The organism is Lysinibacillus irui, from assembly GCF_028877475.1.
In the GTDB taxonomy this organism is placed as follows: Bacteria; Bacillota; Bacilli; order Bacillales_A; family Planococcaceae; genus Lysinibacillus; species Lysinibacillus irui.
Genome location: NZ_CP113527.1, coordinates 715,388 through 733,671 on the forward strand (window position 1 = coordinate 715,388; position 18,284 = coordinate 733,671).

General features: G+C 37.0%; 15 protein-coding genes. 10 read left to right on the forward strand and 5 right to left on the reverse strand.

The window, feature by feature from the left end:
• Positions 1 to 112 precede the first annotated feature (112 nt).
• Positions 113 to 694: a phosphatidylglycerophosphatase A family protein gene (locus tag OU989_RS03405; RefSeq protein ID WP_274795714.1), complete on the forward strand. Its 582-nt coding sequence runs from the start codon at positions 113 to 115 to the stop codon at positions 692 to 694.
• 70 nt (positions 695 to 764) lie between these two features.
• On the opposite strand, the gene OU989_RS03410 is transcribed toward OU989_RS03405, so the two are convergent.
• Genes OU989_RS03410 through OU989_RS03420 form a run of 3 tightly spaced genes read right to left on the reverse strand, consistent with a single transcriptional unit; the run spans position 765 to position 5,529 of the window.
• The gene (locus tag OU989_RS03410; RefSeq protein WP_274795715.1) at positions 765 to 2,576 is read right to left on the reverse strand and encodes an ABC transporter substrate-binding protein; all 1,812 of its coding nucleotides are present in this window, start codon (positions 2,574 to 2,576) and stop codon (positions 765 to 767) included.
• A 12-nt stretch (positions 2,577 to 2,588) separates the two neighbouring features.
• On the reverse strand, positions 2,589 to 4,085 hold the full coding sequence (locus OU989_RS03415; protein ID WP_274795716.1) for an ABC transporter permease: 1,497 nt from the start codon (positions 4,083 to 4,085) through the stop codon (positions 2,589 to 2,591).
• 13 nt (positions 4,086 to 4,098) lie between these two features.
• Complete coding sequence (locus OU989_RS03420) at positions 4,099 to 5,529, reverse strand: ABC transporter permease (protein ID WP_274795717.1); 1,431 nt, start codon at positions 5,527 to 5,529, stop codon at positions 4,099 to 4,101.
• A 121-nt stretch (positions 5,530 to 5,650) separates the two neighbouring features.
• Between OU989_RS03420 and OU989_RS03425 the strand changes: the two genes are divergently transcribed.
• Entirely contained in the window at positions 5,651 to 7,387 is a 1,737-nt protein-coding gene (locus OU989_RS03425; RefSeq protein ID WP_274795718.1) for an ABC transporter ATP-binding protein, read from the forward strand.
• 125 nt (positions 7,388 to 7,512) lie between these two features.
• A complete protein-coding gene (locus tag OU989_RS03430; protein ID WP_274795719.1) occupies positions 7,513 to 8,130 on the forward strand; it encodes a thermonuclease family protein in 618 nt (205 codons plus the stop codon).
• Between the two features lie 113 nt (positions 8,131 to 8,243).
• Here the strand turns inward: OU989_RS03430 and OU989_RS03435 are convergent, their stop codons facing one another.
• A complete protein-coding gene (locus OU989_RS03435) occupies positions 8,244 to 9,119 on the reverse strand; it encodes a glycine betaine ABC transporter substrate-binding protein (protein WP_274795720.1) in 876 nt (291 codons plus the stop codon).
• Positions 9,120 to 9,346: 227 nt separating this feature from the next.
• Between OU989_RS03435 and OU989_RS03440 the strand changes: the two genes are divergently transcribed.
• The 6 genes from OU989_RS03440 (at position 9,347) to OU989_RS03465 (ending at position 16,047) form a co-directional block, all read left to right on the forward strand.
• Entirely contained in the window at positions 9,347 to 9,919 is a 573-nt protein-coding gene (locus OU989_RS03440; protein WP_274795721.1) for a manganese efflux pump, read from the forward strand.
• A 313-nt stretch (positions 9,920 to 10,232) separates the two neighbouring features.
• Entirely contained in the window at positions 10,233 to 10,760 is a 528-nt protein-coding gene (locus tag OU989_RS03445; protein ID WP_274795722.1) for a YceI family protein, read from the forward strand.
• Positions 10,761 to 10,944: 184 nt separating this feature from the next.
• Positions 10,945 to 11,886 (forward strand): NAD-dependent epimerase/dehydratase family protein, encoded by a 942-nt coding sequence (locus OU989_RS03450; protein WP_274795723.1) that lies wholly within the window; start codon positions 10,945 to 10,947, stop codon positions 11,884 to 11,886.
• A gap of 103 nt (positions 11,887 to 11,989) precedes the next feature.
• Complete coding sequence (locus OU989_RS03455) at positions 11,990 to 13,267, forward strand: AAA family ATPase (protein ID WP_274795724.1); 1,278 nt, start codon at positions 11,990 to 11,992, stop codon at positions 13,265 to 13,267.
• Positions 13,264 to 13,839 carry an RloB family protein gene (locus OU989_RS03460; protein WP_274795725.1) on the forward strand — a complete coding sequence of 192 codons (576 nt, stop codon included), beginning with the start codon at positions 13,264 to 13,266 and terminating at the stop codon, positions 13,837 to 13,839. The genes OU989_RS03455 and OU989_RS03460 overlap by 4 nt, the downstream gene beginning before the upstream one ends.
• A 141-nt stretch (positions 13,840 to 13,980) precedes the next feature.
• A complete protein-coding gene (locus OU989_RS03465; protein ID WP_274795726.1) occupies positions 13,981 to 16,047 on the forward strand; it encodes a catalase in 2,067 nt (688 codons plus the stop codon).
• 350 nt (positions 16,048 to 16,397) lie between these two features.
• Here OU989_RS03465 and OU989_RS03470 read toward each other — a convergent pair whose 3' ends face one another.
• Complete coding sequence (locus tag OU989_RS03470) at positions 16,398 to 16,553, reverse strand: hypothetical protein (RefSeq protein WP_274795727.1); 156 nt, start codon at positions 16,551 to 16,553, stop codon at positions 16,398 to 16,400.
• A gap of 210 nt (positions 16,554 to 16,763) precedes the next feature.
• Between OU989_RS03470 and OU989_RS03475 the strand changes: the two genes are divergently transcribed.
• A complete protein-coding gene (locus tag OU989_RS03475) occupies positions 16,764 to 18,152 on the forward strand; it encodes an aldehyde dehydrogenase (protein ID WP_274795728.1) in 1,389 nt (462 codons plus the stop codon).
• Positions 18,153 to 18,284: the final 132 nt, after the last annotated feature.

Below are 18,284 nucleotides of genomic sequence, written 5' to 3' on the forward strand. Positions count from 1 at the left end.
TGATGACACTCCTTCTTATGTTTGTAACAAAATTGTACCATATTACGAAAGTAAAGGTATAATAGGTTGGGCTAGCGTTATACTAGCAATAAAATCGAAATGAGGGTTAATTATGCATAATAAAAGTATACGTGTGCACTCTGACGAAGTAGCGAAGGCAGCTCAAGCCGCGTTAATTCGTAGAGGTGTAGCGATAGAGGATATCGCACAAATTGTTTACGAAATGCAAAAAACCTATAATGAAGGTTTAACATTGGAGCATTGTGTTCATTCTGTTGAGCGTGTATTACGTAAACGAGAAGTGCAACATGCTTTACTAGTAGGAATTGAATTAGATGAACTAGCAGAAAAGAAATTATTATCTTCACCACTACAACAAATTATAGAATCAGATGAAGGGTTATTTGGTGTAGACGAAACAATTGCCCTAGGATCCGTTTTTACATATGGCAGCATTGCAGTTACCACTTTCGGCCATTTAGACAAGCAAAAAGTAGGGATTATCAAAAAACTCGATACAGAACCTGGACATCACGTTAATACATTTTTAGATGATTTAGTTGGCAGTATAGCAGCATCAGCGGCTTCTCGAATTGCGCACCGTATGCGTGACTTAGAAGAAGAGGGCGAAACATTTGCTGATATCGAGCCGGAAGAGCTAGGTCCAAAACCAAAATCACATAACGAAATATAAAAGAGTTTCTTCTATAATAAAAGGAGCCTTCTCACATTTTGAGAAGGCTCCTTTAGTATGCGATATTGACTTACTTTTTATCGTTATACGCTTTTACAAATTCTTTTACTTTTTCACTATCCGCTTCAAGTTTCAAGCCAGTATCAATTAATGGAGAAACTGTAGATACAGCTGGTTTTTTATTGCCTTGGTAATAGCTAATGAATTCATCTTGGTTAATGGAGTATAGAATCGCTTTACGTAAATCTGCTGAATCAGAAACTGCACGTCCAGAAGTATTCATTTGTAAGTAAGCTACTGCATTACTATCTGCTGTATTTAATGTTAATTTAGCGTCTGATTTAACAATATCCAGTTTTGTTTCTGGTACTGTTTGAAGAACATGAATTTCACCATTGCGTAATGCAGATAGAGCACTATCAACATCAGAAATAAAACGGACATTGATTTTAGCAATTTTTGGCTCATATTCACTGCCAGCACGGTAAGCAGGGTTTTTCACAAATTGTGCTTCATAATCGTTTTTCTTTACTAAAATATATGGTCCACTTGCATATAGCTGGTTGTTGAATGTTGCTGAACCTTCCGTGACAGTAGCTTGATCACCATAGGCAATGTCTTTGTCAGGGTCGTAGCTAGCCACATCGTACGTATTAATACTTGTTACTTGTTTTTCAGATACAATACCACCAGATTGGTGTGCTAAATAATTTAACACTTGAGGGAATGGTGTTGGTGTTGTAATTTTGACAACTTGATATGCACCTGCCGCATTATTTACAGCCCCTTTATCCTTTGCTAACTGGGCAACAGAAGCAGGTAAGTTTTGAGATAATGCTTCTAAAACGGATTGCTCAGAGCCTGCTACCTTTTTATTTTGTAATTCAGTTAAATCAGAAACGATTTCAACTGTTTCAATGTTTTCGTGAATGCTATAAGTACGATGATCTGGTACTGAGTTTGCATCTTTTGCACGGTTTAATGAGAAGACCACATCTTCAGCCGACACTAATTCGCCCGTATCAACTGCTGCACCTTCCTTGACAGCTGCAAAATTAATATCATCGCGTAAAATAAAGTAATATTCTTGATTACCTTCAGCCATTACATGGTTATACGATAATGAGCCATCTGAAACAACTTCATCAGTGTCTGTTAAGTTAACTAAACGAACATACATATTTGTATTTAATGTGTTGATGGAACCATCATTCCCTTTAATTGGATCAAGTGAAGTTAGAGAATTAATTGTTTGGTGTAAAATTAAAGGTTCTGTCGCATTTTTAGATGCATCATTAAATTCGATTTGTTCCCATACTTGTGCACGAGATTTTGGTAAATGAACCGTTTTAGGATTTACTAGTTCAGAGTAAATACCTTGATACTTATTGGAAATATATAAAGGTGCAATATAAGCTTGATCGAAAACTAATAATTGCTCTAAATCTTTATATTTAGCTGCTGCTTCCTCGCCTGTTAAAGTGCTCGCTTCATCGATTAAAGCATCTAATTTGGAGTCGGCTACAACACTGTAATCCCCACCAGTTTTAAATAAACCACGAACAGCATAGTCAGGGTTCCCTGTAACTGTCGTCCAGCTTGAGAGTGCCAGATCATAGTTCCCAGCTTCTTTTTGAGCTGAGAATGAGCCGTAGTCTGGTTGAATATTTAGTTTCACATCAAAGCCATTTTTAACTAATTGGTCGCGGACAATATTCATATCTTCTTCAGAGGCTGCCATTCCTAATACTTCAATAGCAACCTTGCCATTGCTCTTGTCACTATCTTTTGAATCTTTACTGCCTTCTACGTCAGTTTTTGTTTGTACGCAGCCAGCTAAAGCTAGTACTGCAACGAATAAAAATACAAGTAATTTCTTCATAGTTACCTCCAATTAATTTGTTTTTGGATCTAAAGCATCTCGTAAACCGTCTCCTAAGAAGTTAAAGGAGAGAACAAGAAGCATAATACAAAGACCTGGGAAAATTGCGACATATGAATGTGTCTCCAGGTACGTACTACCAACTTTTAAAATGTTGCCCCATTCAGGAATATGTGGCTCAATACCAAGTCCTAAGAAACTTAAGCTACTTGTTGAAATAACAGCTCCACCGATTGTTAATGTTGCTTTTACAATCATCGGGGCTAATGAATTGGGAACGATGTGCTTGAAAATAATCGCAGCATCAGATGCCCCTAAAGCTCTAGCGGATTCCACAAATTCAAAATTAGCGAGCTGCATCACATTAGCCCGCATTGTACGAGCATAGGTTGGAATGGCTCCAACACTAAGTGCGATAATAAGATTTACCGTATTAGCACCAAATGCAGCGATAATAGCAATAGCTAATAAAATACCAGGAATGGCATATAAAATATCAAGACTTCGCATGATGATATTGTCAGTTGATTTACCGTAATAGCCAGAAAATGCTCCTAATGCGCCTCCAACAATTGCCGGTATAATTGTTGAGAAAAATCCGACGATTAATGATATTTGGGCCCCAAATACAATACGTGAAAATAAATCTCGTCCGTAATTATCTGTGCCTAGCGGATAATCTAAAGATGGAGTTTGCAGTAATGCACCATAGTTATTTTCTGTTGCGAAGTCATAATCAAAAGTCCAAGAGCTTGTAATGGACAATGAAAACATAAAAATAATGAAGAATAAACCGAATACCGCCATCGTATTACGTAAGATTTTTTCCCAGATTTTTTGCCACTTTTCTATAGAAGATGGGTTTGCCTTTCTAGCCTTTTGAATAAGACTATAGCCTAGTAATGTTGCAAATAGATTGCCAGTAAAAGTAGCTAATAGCAGAATAATACCCGGGATGAGCATCCATTTTGGTGCCTCAGTCGGCGTGACATATTTTGTACATACAAGAGCCATCACGATATAAAAAAGTGCAAGTACTAAGAAAAGACCCATAGCAAGTAAAAAGGTATCTGTTACATACGGTTTAAATAAATTCAACGCTGCAATACCAATGATGAATAATTGTGTAATAAAGGCATAGGCAGCAAAAGTATATTCTGCAGTCTTTCTTTTCGACACAAGCATAAATGCAAAAGATGTCGAAAAAATATTGCCTGACAGAATAGTTACTAACAGTGGATAGCCAAGTAGACGGGTGCTTTTTTGAATGTCTCCATGCTTTGCCAAATCCTTTTTAATTCGTAAATTGACGATGGCAACATATGCCGTTGTAATAGCGTAAATAATAAAAAAGAGCAGAACTACCTGTCGCCAGCTATTGGTTGAAAAATTATAGCTATAAGCTAGAAACAATAAAGAAAACAGTAAGGAAAAGACAAAAGTAAAATGAGAATTGACATATTCCTGTGTGATCTTCAAGAGTAGTTTGACATGTAAGATGTTTTTCACAGGTGATCCTCCTTTAAGACTTCTTCATTTTTGAGCGAATGCGTGGATCAAAAAAGGCATACATGATATCAATTACTAAATTGACAATTGAGATCGTGATGGCAATATAAACAACGCCTCCAAGAATGGCCGGAATATCGGGGATAAATTGTTTATCGACGATATAGCTCCCAATCCCACTAATGTTGAATACCTTTTCCGTTACAGATGCGCCTCCCAACATACCCCCAAAAAGAAGTCCAATCACCGTAATAATCGGAATCATGGCATTACGAATGGCATGTTTTGAAATCACTTTAAATTCATTTAAGCCTTTTGCTTTTGCAGTAATAATATAATCCTCGTGTATTACCTCAAGCATGCTCGATCTTGTCATTCTGGCAATGGATGCCGTAATGGATGTTCCCAAGACGATAATTGGCATGATGAGCGATAACCAATTATGAGGATTATAGGTTGCTGGAAACCACTGTAGCTTTAATGCAAAAGTCAAAATAAAAATTAAACCTTGCCAAAAGCTTGGGATAGATAATCCGATTAAAGCAATGAACATAAATGTATAATCCAAATAGGAATTTGGACGAACTGCTGAAATAATACCGACTGGAATGGCAATTGCAATAGCCATTAATAATGACAAAACGGCTATTTCCAATGTGACAGGAAATTTAGTAGCAATGCTGTGCGTAATATCTTCTTTACCTGCAAAGGATGTGCCTAAATCAAATGTAAATAGGCCTGATAATGCGTTCCATAGCTGAGATAAATAAGGTTGATCCAAACCGTGAATCCGATTAAAGTTTGCAATTTGCTCTGGTGTTGCTTCGACTCCAAGAAGATTTCTTGCTGGATCGAATGGTGATAAATACAAAATAGTAAATACTAAAGTAGCCACACCAACAATAACAATGAAGCTTTGCAAAATACGTTCAATGATAAATTGCAGGAATGGATTCGCAAATAAGATAAGTACTACATAAAATAAAACAGCTGGTAGAAAGGTAAGAGCAACAAATCGTTTGTTTGTTAGTAGATGAATAAAAAATTGGTCATAAGTTAATTGTTTTATGCCATCTTTAAGTAAATCTTGCTCTACTTGCTGTTGGAGCTTTCCTTGAGCTAATTGCTTAGCTGTTGCCTGAATTTGTGACGCTGCTACTGCCTCTTTAAAAAAATTGGCCTTTGCTATTTCTTGTTGTTCGAAATCTTTTTGCCAATGGGCAACCAATCCATTCTCCAGGTAGTGCTGACTACGCAATGCAAAAGCCTGATCAAAGGTATTAGAATGATTCCTTTTCCGATAAATAAAGTATGTAAAAGGGTGGACTAAAACACTAAAAAGAAAAAGAATGAATTGATAAGGCTTTTGATGCATTAGTTTTTGATAAACCATAGAAAAGAAAATAAATTCTTTTGGTTTTAGATGAATTTTTGAAGTAACCATGCATTTCCTCCAAACGTAAATAAAATATTCAACGGTATATTGTATAATTCCTATCAGTATTGTAAAGTATGGATTATACTTGAAAGTAAGTCAATCACAAATTTTAAAAAGGATGGGTCGAATGAGTGAAAAGCTTTTAGAAATCAATGATCTGCGCGTGTCCTTTATCACAGGAGAAACAGAATTTGAAGCGGTGAAGGACGTGAGCTTCCATCTAAATAAGGGTGAAACACTCGGAATTGTGGGAGAGTCAGGTAGTGGGAAAAGTGTAACGGCACGTTCCATTATGCGTTTATTGCCATCACCACCTTCATTTCTGAAATCTGGCACGATTGTGTTTAAAGGGCAAGAACTCACTGAATTAAGTGAAAAACAAATGGAGGGGATTCGTGGACAAGATATTAGTATGATTTTTCAGGATCCGATGACCTCTACAAACCCTACTATTCGAATAGGGGATCAAGTTGCTGAAAGTTTAATCAAACATCAGTCCATGTCAAAAACAGAAGCCTATCAGCAAACAATAGAATTATTAAAACTTGTTGGCATTCGAGATGCAGAAGAACGGTATCGACAATACCCTCATGAATTTTCAGGTGGTATGCGTCAGCGCGTGATGATTGCCATGGCCCTCGCATGTAACCCCTCACTACTTATTGCAGATGAGCCAACAACAGCACTCGATGTAACCATTCAAGCTCAAATTTTAAAATTGATGCGAGATATGCAAAAGAAAATGGGTACATCTATTATTTTAATTACGCATGATTTGGGCGTTGTTGCCGGTATGTGTGATCGAATCATTGTGATGAAAGAGGGGGAAATTGTTGAACAGGGTACAACAGAAGAGATTTTTGCAAATGCTCAACATCCGTATACCCAAAAATTATTGAATGCGTTGCCAAAGCTACATGAGAAAAAGCAGCCAAAAGAAATGGCCAATATTCAGGCGGGTATTGATAAACATAAGCCACTAATCGAGGTAACACATTTATCAAAGGAATTCTCATTAGGCCGAGGTCAAACGCTGAAAGCAGTTAATGATTTATCATTTTATATATACCCTGGTGAAACACTAGGCCTGGTGGGTGAATCGGGTTCTGGTAAATCTACCACTGGTCGAACAATACTACAGCTTCATCAGCCTACAAACGGTGAAGTTTTGTATCAGGGGATACCCGTAACAAGGCTAACGAAAAAGCAATTAAAGGCCATGCGCCGACATATGCAAATTATTTTCCAAGATCCATATTCATCGTTAAATCCTCGCAAAAAAATTCTAGATATTATTGGGGAGGCTCTTGATATTCATGGCTTAGTAAAGAACCATGAAGAGAGACGACAACGAGTAGAGGAATTGCTAGAGCTTGTTGGTTTAAAGAAAGAACATTCTATGCGTTATCCTCATGAATTTTCAGGTGGTCAACGACAACGTATAGGTATTGCTAGAGCATTAGCAGTTGAACCAAATTTTATCGTTTGTGATGAGCCCTTATCAGCACTAGATGTTTCGATTCAAAAACAAATTGTTGATTTATTGAAGGAATTACAACATAAACTAGGTTTGACGTATTTATTTATTGCACATGATTTATCAATGGTGAAACATATCAGTGATCGTGTAGCAGTCATGTATGGTGGTAAAATTGTAGAATTGGCGGAAAGCGAGGAGTTGTATGCTAACCCTCAGCATCCCTATACACAAGCATTATTACGTTCTATTCCAATTCCAGATCCGAAAATTGAGAAACAGAAATATAATGACGCTGAACATAATAATATGAAAGTTCGATACGAAGTAGAAAATAGTCAACTTGTAGAGGTCTCTCCGAATCATTGGGTAGCTGTATCAATGTGATAGCTTGAATGTAGTAGCTTGATATTTTACAATGGTAACATCGTGAAACTTTTGTCTTTTTGAAGAGTTGAACGCTTATACGAATGAAAGTATAAGAAAAACACTAGTTGTGAGGGAACTACTACATGAAAATGCAAGATGTAAAAACATTAATAACAAGTGGTACGATTATTCTTGCTGTAGCATTGTACATGATATTTGGCAGAGCTCCTGCGGAAGAGAAAGATACAAAAACAGCTACAGATCAAGGTATTATATCCATTGAACAAGTGGAAGAAGAAACAGGAAATAAACGCTTTGAGATAGACTATATTAAAGCATATGATGGCGATACGATTCAGGCGACAATTAATGGGAAGAAACGCAAAATTCGCCTATTAATGGTGGACACTCCTGAAATGAATTACAACAAAGGTGGAGCTCAGCCATATGCGGAGCAGGCAAAAGAATACACAATCAATTTATTGGAAAAGGCTAAAAAGATTGAAGCAGTCTATGATATTGGACCAGAAACTGACAATTATGACCGCATGTTAGCCTATGTCTTTGTGGATGATGTCCTCTTGCAGGAGTCCTTATTAGATGAAGGTCTTGCTGTTGTACGTTATATCCATAAACCAAATAATACATTTGAAGATGATTTCAGAGCTATTCAACAAAAGGCACAAGAGGCAAAGTTAAATATTTGGTCACATGATGATTACTTCCAAAAAGATGGCTTCCATCCAGAAGTCATTGACTAAAAAGGAACAAAAATCAACTAGTCCTTGCCAAACGTTCTTTATTTGCTAGTGACACCATCCTTTTTAACAACATAAAATCCATTTACTAGTGATTAGTAAATGGATTTTTTCATTTATGCTTTTGCGTCTTGTGTCCAATCGGCTACTTTGTCCTGATTGTTGTCAATCCATTTTTTTGCAGCTTCCGTGGCACTCATTCCCTCCATAATATCAAACATCACACTTTCTATATCCTCGGGGGTCCAGTGGAAACGATCAAGGACATTGTAGGCTTCAGGGGAATCTTCTTTTAAGCCATTGCGAGCAAAGGTACCAATATACTCTTCCGTACCATATAAACCTTTTGGATCGTCTAAATATTTTAAATCGTATGCATTAAAGATCCAGTGTGGTGACCAGCCAGTAATGATAATTTCTTCATTATTAGTGATGGCTTGACTCAAGGCAGCCGTCATTGCCCCAGCTGAAGAGGTCAATACATTCCAGCCTTCCAGATTTTTATATTCTTTATAAGCATTTTCCGTTGTGGCCATCATATTAGCTCCTGGCTCAATACCAGTAATAGTTTGATTAGCTTGGTTTGTTAAATCCTCAATTGAATCTACATCCATATAACTCGGAACAACTAAGCCAATCTTTGCACCCGTTAGATTTTCTCCTAGATTATCAATCTTAGTTTTGTATTTCTCTACTTGTGGGGCGTGTGTCTGGGGCAACCAGGCAGATACCATACCATCGACTTCTCCGTTTGCAAGTGCTTCCCACATAATGCCATTATCGAGTGGTGTCAATGTCACCTCATATCCTAAATCCTCTAAAACTTGTCCTATTACATGGGTAGAAGCTACCTCAGTATCCCATTCAACATAGGCTAAGTTTATTGCATTTTTATTACTACTTTTTGAATCTGCACCTGCTGAACTACATGCAGTTAAAACTAGTAGACATACTATAGCTAATCCTATTTTCCACAATTTCAAATATCTCATAAATATACCCTTACCATCCTTTCTTACTTTCTAGTGAAAATTAAATAATATCAACAAGTAACAACTTAAGTTTATATACAAGTTGTTACTTTTGTCAAATTGCAATTTTCAAACAACTCAGCCTTTAAGATGAGATTCGACGAAAGCTATATTGGGCTGCCCATAAATATTTCAAGCGTTAACATATGATAGGTGAAAATGGAGATTGGGCTTTGAGGAGGCTTAGTATGCATTGGGTTACCATTATTCTAATAGGAATTGCAGCAAATTTAGATAATTTGGGGATTGGCTTGGCTTATGGAGTTAAACAAGTTAAAATTCCGATTTTATCAAATGCTGTGATTGCTATCATGTCAATGATTATCACATATGTTGCAGTAACAGCTGGCAGCACGGTTGTTGAATATATTTCACCGCATACTGCCAATTTATTAGGAAGTTTACTATTGTGTGTAATTGGTATATGGACCTTGATGTCCAAAAATTTTTCTAATCAACGGATAGCTGGAAATCCTGAATTATTTGATGAAGATAAAAACTTAGTGATTTCAACTCGAGAGGCGATGGCACTAGGCTTCATTTTATCAGCGAATTGTTTAGCAGGAGGCATTGCTATTGGAGCTAATGGTATATCTGCCCTTTGGACTGTTATTTCGATTGGTGTGTTCTCGTTTATAACGGTGGGAGTGGGTAGTCGATGCGGCTCTTTACTTTCAAAAACGTTTATTGGTAAGCATTCAACAGCGATATCAGGATGGTTGCTTATTATGATAGGTATTTTTGAGATTTTTGCTAAGTAAATAATGTATCATTTTAAATTTAAAGATGGAAAGTGAGAATCGTCTCATAGTACAAGGCAATAAAATCTAAGATAAAGGATGTACCGAAAATTCGGACATCCTTTTTAAATAATTTTATTTAATTACTTGACGTAACTTAATTATTAATATATAGTAGGTTACAGAAAGTAATTAATTACATTCGTTTCTTACAATAAAGTAACTACAAATGTTTATCCTATTAAATTTTGGGTAACATAAATTATGTAGTTGCTTCATATTTTAAAATATATCTCGAAATCGAGATAAAATCAACTTATTGGAGGAATTTAAAATGGCAAAATGGAATATTGATTTAGGACACTCAGCAATTAACTTTCAAGTGAAGCACATGATGGTATCAAAAGTTAAAGGTGTATTTGACAGCTACTCAGCAGATATTGAAGCAACAGATCTTGCAGATTTAACAACGGCTAACATTAGCTTTACAATCGATCCAGCAAGCATTAATACGCGTAGTGAGGATCGCGATAATCATTTAAAAGCAGCAGATTTCTTTGATGCTGAACAATATCCAACAATTACGTTTAAATCTACAAACATTACTAAAAAATCAGGCGATAAATATGCAGTAACTGGTGATTTAACAATTAAAGACGTTACAAAATCAGTAACATTTGATACAGAGTTCAATGGAAAAGGTACAAATCCATGGGGTCAAGAAGTATATGGTTTCGAAGCTGAAACAACAATTAACCGTGAAGACTTTGGCTTAACTTGGAACGCAGCTTTAGAAACTGGTGGAGTTCTAGTTGGTAAAGATATTAAAGTATCTGTTGAATTAGAAATTAACCCAGCTTAATAATAGGGATTCGGCATGCTTGAAATAATATTCAAGCATGCTTTTTTTATATAAAAACATAGAAGGTTATTAAATAAAATGTCTAGTAATACTATTGTGGGAAAAATTACTATCAAATAAGTTTCTTGCATATTTTTAGTAAATACTGCATATAAATCATCATATTGTTTTTGGGGGCGATAGGATGAATGTATTAGTGACAGGTGGCTATGGTTTTATTGGGAGTGCGGTAGGAAGGCGTTTTTTTGAAGAAGGTGCCACGGTTTATATTATTGATAATTTAAGTACGGGTCATTTGCGAAATGTTGACTTTGAGCATAAATCCTATCTCTTAAATGTAGAGGATGAGGTTTGTGAACACCTTTTTAAAGAAATTCACTTTGATGTGGTCGTCCATTGTGCAGCACAAACGAGCGTACAACAATCCATCCAAGAGCCAGTAAAAGATATTTTGACAAATATAGTTGGACTTAGCCAAATGCTTTTTTTATCATCCAAATATAAAATTCAGCACTTTGTCTTTGCCTCATCGGCAGCTGTTTATGGGGATAGTCATTATCCGCCATTAGAAGAATCAGATGTCTGTGAGCCAATATCTATGTATGGATTAAATAAAAGCATTGGCGAAACCTATTGTGAAAAATGGCAAAAAGATTATCGTTTACCTATTCTTATTTACAGATTCGCTAATGTTTTCGGGCCAAGACAACCAATGCAAGGCGACGCAGCAGTGATCCCAAGTATGTTAAAAAGCAGTAGGGAGGGGAAACCCTTTACCATTTATGGTGATGGTGAACAAACGCGTGATTTCATTTATGTCGATGATATAGCAGATGCTATTTATGCTGGTGTATCCGCCCGTTTACAAGGTACGTATAATGTTTCCACAAATGAAGCTTGGTCTATTCACCAAGTTATTTTACTGCTCCAACATTTAAATCATCCACTTGAGATTCAATATGCCCCAGCACGAGAAGGAGATATTGAACATTCTTTCTTAAATAATGATAAATTGGCCAAGGCCATTGGTTGGAGACCTAAAACTTCTTTTGCAGAGGGAATTGAACGTACATTGCAAGCAATCGAAAATGAAAGACTAGCAGAAATTCAACAAAAAAGTGGCTAAAGGCGCTTCAAAATGGAGGCATATTACATTGCGTAATATGTCTTTTTCAATGTCTATAGTATAATAATTCATTAAAGAAATGGTTGTGGACGGAGGTTTACGGATGCTTGTAGATTTTAGAGTAAAAAATTGCTTAAGTTATAAAGATGATACATTATTTTCAATGGTAGCGGGCAGTCGTCTGCGAAAATGGAAGGATACCCACACAATGCAGTTTGAATCACTGCGCCTTGTGAAAAGTGCATTTATTTTTGGTCCAAATGGCAGTGGAAAATCTAATCTATTTACGGCTATAAAAGTGTTACGTACCTTACTATTTAATTTTGAAAATTTAAATAATGTAAAACAGTTACGTCTACCCTATCAACCATTTAAGCTAGGGCGGCAGCAAGGTAAACCAACAGAATTTATGATATCACTTTTTTTAGACGGGGCTTTATATGATTATGAAATCCAGTACAATGCATCACAAGTTCTCTATGAGCGTCTTGTGAAAACAAGCAAGTCATTAAAAGAGGAGTTGTTTAGTAGACAATGGGATGGTACACAGTATGCGTATACAACAGCCCAAACAACAGCACAGGAATTGACAAAATATACTCGCAGCAATACCGCCTTTTTGTCAGTATTACATGTATTTAATGATCCAGATGCTTTAAAAATATTCGATTGGTTTTTACATAAAATTCTGTTTCTTGATGAAGCAAATCGGTTATCAAGTCATCCTCTGATTCGTAAACTTGAAGAAGAACCCTTTAAAAAGGAAGTAATCAAACTACTAAAAATTGCAGATCTGTCAATCCAAGACGTCACAGCTAGACGTGTGGAACGCAGAGAGAAAAATACGATCGGCTATGAATTTGATTCATCAGAAGTCATTCAAGAAGTAGATATTGATTTACATTATTTATCATTTGACGAAGTCGGTGCACCGTTAGGGACAGAAACGATTAATTGGACAATGGATTCAAAAGGTACAGTGCGAATGCTACATTTAGCTTGTGTAATGGTGGATGCTTACGATAAAGGAAAGACGATTCTGATAGACGAATTTGATACGGCATTCCATGTATCAATTTGTGAGTTTTTAATGGCTATTATGAACAGCCATCGTAATAGGAATAATCAATTTATTGTGACCAGTCATGAAATAGAACTGCTAGATCAGCCGCTGCGCTCAGACCAAATTTGGTTTGTGAATAAAAGTTTTAAAAATGAATCGGAGCTGTACTCTTTATTTGATTTTGCAGACTTACAAAAGAAACGTGGAGATCTTTCATATGCAAAACGTTATCTAAAAGGGGAATTTGGTGCAACGCCTATCATCAATGAGTATTTATCTGACCAATACTTAAAAGAAGCGGAGGTATCGGAGCCGTGAGAATACGTCAACAAGGGAGCCGAACATTACGTAAAACCGTTTTAATTTATTGTGAAGGTGAAACAGAAAGAATTTATTTTGAACAAATGCGTATATTAAAACGCTCTAAAATGGTAAGTGTCAAAATAAAAAACGTCAAACGTTCCGCAATTAAGCTTGCTCAACATGCTTATCGAGATTCTAGCTATCAATATTTTGATGAGGTTTGGATTGTATTTGATAAGGATGATTTAACCGAAAGGCAATTAGAGGAAGTCAATCAATTTTGCGCGGAAAAAAATATTCATATTGCCTATACAAATGAAGCATTTGAATTGTGGTTACTCTTGCACTTTGAGGAAGTTGACAGTACAGAAAAGTATCCTCGTGCGGTCTTAAATGACAAAATGGAACAGCATCTAGGCGTCAGTCGTTATTTTCGTCATAAGGCTGATGAGTCCGTCATTGCGCCCATAGCATTACGACATGAGGTAGCCATTAAAAATTGCACAGACATGATGGCTCTTCGAAAGACGGAGAGCCGTGATAACCCCTACTGTAACATACATGAAATGATACGATACATATTTTAAGGATGAGTAGGTTTTCTATTTTTGAATAGAAACCTACTCTTTTATTTTTGAAGGAGAGCTTTGTCGAATGAAGGCATGTTTTTTTTTTAAAAACATATAGTGGATATGGAGCGATAGTAGTAATGACTGAAAGGGGATTGCGTGGATAACTCAAAGCCAAATCAACGTAAAAATATAGAGGGAAATGCCAAGGATCATCAATTAGAGCCGTTTCGTGTTGAGAACGATGGAACAAAAATGACAACGAATCAAGGGCTAAGGGTGTCCAATGATGAGGATTCCCTTAAAGCTGGAGTTCGTGGACCAACCATTATGGAGGATTTTCATCTTCGAGAGAAAATTACCCATTTTGACCATGAACGTATTCCAGAGCGTGTCGTGCATGCAAGAGGATTTGCGGCGCACGGTGAATTTGAATTGTATGAATCGATGAAAGAGTATACGAAGGCAAAGTTTTTACAGGATACCAAAAAGAAAACGCCTGTCTTTGTCAGATTCTCGACAGTAGTAGGGAGTTTGGGGTCAATGGATACAGCTCGTGATGTACGCGGGTTTGCAACGAAATTTTATACGGATGAAGGAAATTATGATTTAGTAGGGAATAATATTCCAGTCTTTTTTATTCAGGATGCCATGAAGTTTCCTGATTTAATTCATGCTGTCAAGCCAGAGCCACATAATGAAATGCCACAAGCAGCCTCAGCCCATGATACGTTTTGGGATTTTGTGGCGAACAATCAGGAAATTGCCCATATGATTATGTGGCATATGTCTGATCGAACAATTCCTAGAAGCTTCCGCATGATGGAAGGATTTGGTGTGCATACATTCCGCTTTGTTAATGATAAAGGAAGATCAAGATTTGTTAAATTCCATTGGAAGCCTGTGTTAGGTGTGCATTCTCTCGTGTGGGATGAAGCACAAATTATTGCTGGGAAGGACCCCGATTTTCAACGACGTGATTTATGGGAAGCCATTGAAATTGGAGATTACCCGGAGTTTGAGTTAGGTGTACAAATACTTGAACCAGAGGATGAATTTAAATTTGATTTTGATATTTTAGATGCGACAAAGCTTTGGCCCGAGGAACTTGTACCGGTGAAAAAAATTGGCAAGATGACATTAAATCGCAATGTGGATAATGTCTTTGCGGAAACAGAACAAGTTGCGTTTCATCCAGGGAATGTTGTTCCAGGCATTGACTTTACCAATGATCCACTGTTACAAGGTCGACTCTTCTCTTATTTAGACACTCAGTTGATTCGTTTAGGGGGACCTAACTTTACAGAAATTCCTATTAATCGCCCGATTTGTCCCGTTCACAATAATCAGCGAAATGGCTTTAGTCGACAGACAATTAACTTAGGAAGAGTTAGTTATCATAAAAATTCCCTAGCAAATAATACGCCTGCTACCTCTACTGCACGAGAAGGAGGGTACGTTCATTATGAGGAAAAAGTTGAGGGACGAATTACAAGAGCACGAAGTAAATCCTTTGATGATCATTTTTCACAAGCAAGACTATTTTGGAACAGTATGTCCCCACCCGAAAAACAACATATTATCGATGCCTTTAGCTTTGAAGTTGGAAAAGTAAAAAGCAAAGCAGTTCGACAGCAGGTAGTCGATATGTTTGTCCGTGTGGATAAAGAAATGGCTACAATTGTTGCGGACAATGTCGGTGTAAATCGCCCTACTGGAGAACAGTCTAAGGTTACAGCCTCCTCACCTGCACTTAGTCAAGCCAATACGATTAAATTACCATACACACTTAAAGTAGGGGTCTTAATTGGGGATGGCTTTGATGCCAATGAGGTCGGTGAAGTATTAAAATACTTAACAAGACAAGGTGTACGCTACAGTATTATCTCTGATCGTTTAGGTGTTGTCACAGGTAATAACGGTGTTCAATTAACGGCTAGTGACACCTTTATCACAACCGATGCAGTATTATTTGACTCGTTATATGTTGTTGGTGTTAAGGGAAGTAATCAAGCAAAATTCAATACGTATATCGTCAATTATATAAATGAAGCCTATCGTCATTATAAGCCAATAGGTTTCGCTACAACTGCCACAACATTTTTCAATATGTCGAATGCTAATGTAGGGCCAGGTATTGTGTTAGCTACTGGTAATAAAGATTTTGCAAAAAAGTTTGTAGATGCCATTGCTCAACAACGATTTTGGCAACGAAATATTTATTAAATATCTTTAGATGTTAGGATTGGATACTTGGGGAAGCGGAGCGAATACCGCGGAAGCGAAGCGAATACCCGCGAAAGCGAAGCGAATACCCGCGAAAGCGAGGCAAATACCCGCGGAAGTGAGGCGAATACCCGCGGAAGCGAGGCAATTACCGCGGAAGCGAGGCGAATACCCGCGGAAGCGAGGCGAATACCGCGAAACCGAAACGAATACCCGCGGAAGTGAGGCGAATACCCGCGGAAGTGAGGCGAATACCCGCGGAAGCGAAACGAACCGCACAATCGAATTAGCAGTATTTAAACATGATAAAAGCGCATTATAAGGATAGTCCTCCCTATAATGCGCTTTTTTTAATTAACTTCTGAATTTTCATCATTCTCTACAGGTGTTGTAGAGAGATATAAGAAAGCTTCATCTTGCAATAGCGCTATCTTTTCTTCACAAATTCCATGTGATAATGGTCCAGAAAAAATGGACTCCCACCATGTTCCAGTTGTTGTTGTCATTCATCTACGCCCCCGTTTCGGTTTTAATATGTAGTTGTATATTTCCCGAGATGAAAAAACTAAAACATTTATTTTGACATAAAGCCAGTTCACCCCCCTGATGCAGAAAGAGGATTTTTGCCTCTCGATGTTGTATCGTATAGACAAAGATAGTTTGTTTCAAAACGAAAAAACTATGTATGCCATTTTTAAAAAAGGGGTGCTTTATTGATGAATTTTACGTCTCAAGATGTGGAAAATATGATAACAGAGCAACGTCAATTTTATTTTTCTCGCGCAACGAAAAGTGCGAAATTTCGAAAAGAGCAGTTAAAGAAATTAAAAGCTTCCATTTTAAAATATGAGAAGGACATATTGAACGCGTTGTATTTAGATTTGCGTAAAAGTGAATTCGAAGCCTATGCAACAGAAATTGGTATTGTATTAGATAGTATCTCATATATGGTGAAGCATGTGGAAGAATGGATGGAGCCAACAGCAGTTAAAACACCGATTCAATATCAGATGGGTAAAAGTTTTATCGTTCGTGAACCATATGGTGTTACTTTAATTATTGGACCTTTTAATTATCCTTTTCAACTCGTAATGGAGCCACTGATTGGTGCCATTGTTGGAGGAAATACAGCAATTGTGAAACCGTCAGAAACATCTGTACACACAGCTTCTATCGTCAAAAAAATAATTGAAGAAACATTCCATCCTTCCTTTGTACGTGTAGTTGAAGGTGAGAAAGAAGAAGTTACAGCTCTGATTCATGCTTCATTTGATTATATCTTTTTTACAGGCAGCGTAGCTGTAGGAAAAGTAGTAGCCAAGGCAGCGGCAGAACGTTTGACACCAGTTGCCTTAGAACTTGGTGGTAAAAGTCCAGCGATTGTCGATCAAACAGCTAACCTTGAAGTAGCAGCGAAGCGAATAGTATGGGGCAAATTCACAAATACTGGACAAACGTGTGTGGCACCCGATTATTTGCTTGTTCATAAAGATGTTTATGACCGCTTTATGAAAATATTAAAAGAAACTATCCGTTCGTTTTATGGCAAAAATCCTTTGAAAAGTCCTGATTACGGTCGGATTGTGAATTTAAGACAATTCGATCGACTACAGCAAATTATTAGGGAAGAACGCGATGCCATTACATTTGGTGGAAGAATTGATCGTGATGATTTATATGTTGAGCCAACAATCATCGAATATGTAAAATGGACAAGTCCATCTATGCAAGAAGAACTCTTTGGTCCTATCTTACCTGTGATGATGTATAATGATTTACCACTTGCAATTCATCAAATTCGTCAGTTACCAAAGCCTTTAGCGGCGTATTTCTTCTCGGAACATGAAAAAGCAATACAATATTTTTTAGAGGAATTACCATTTGGTGGGGGATGTATAAATGATACCATCACCCATGTTGGAAATTTACACTTACCATTCGGTGGCGTTGGACCATCTGGCGTGAAAGCTTACCATGGGAAAGCGAGCTTTGAAAACTTTACACACCCTAAATCTATCTTAAAGAAATCCTCCAAGCTCGAGACGAATGTATTGTTCCCACCGTATAAACAAAAAGTGAAAATTGTACGATCCATTATGAAATAGATTAATTTGGGAGATATCTTTGGATGTCTCCCTTTATAAGCCTCATGTGCATGTAAAATTGTTCTCTAATAAACCATCCTTCAAATGTCGAAAAATGCCGATTTGTGATTATAAATGAAAATTTCGAGGAAA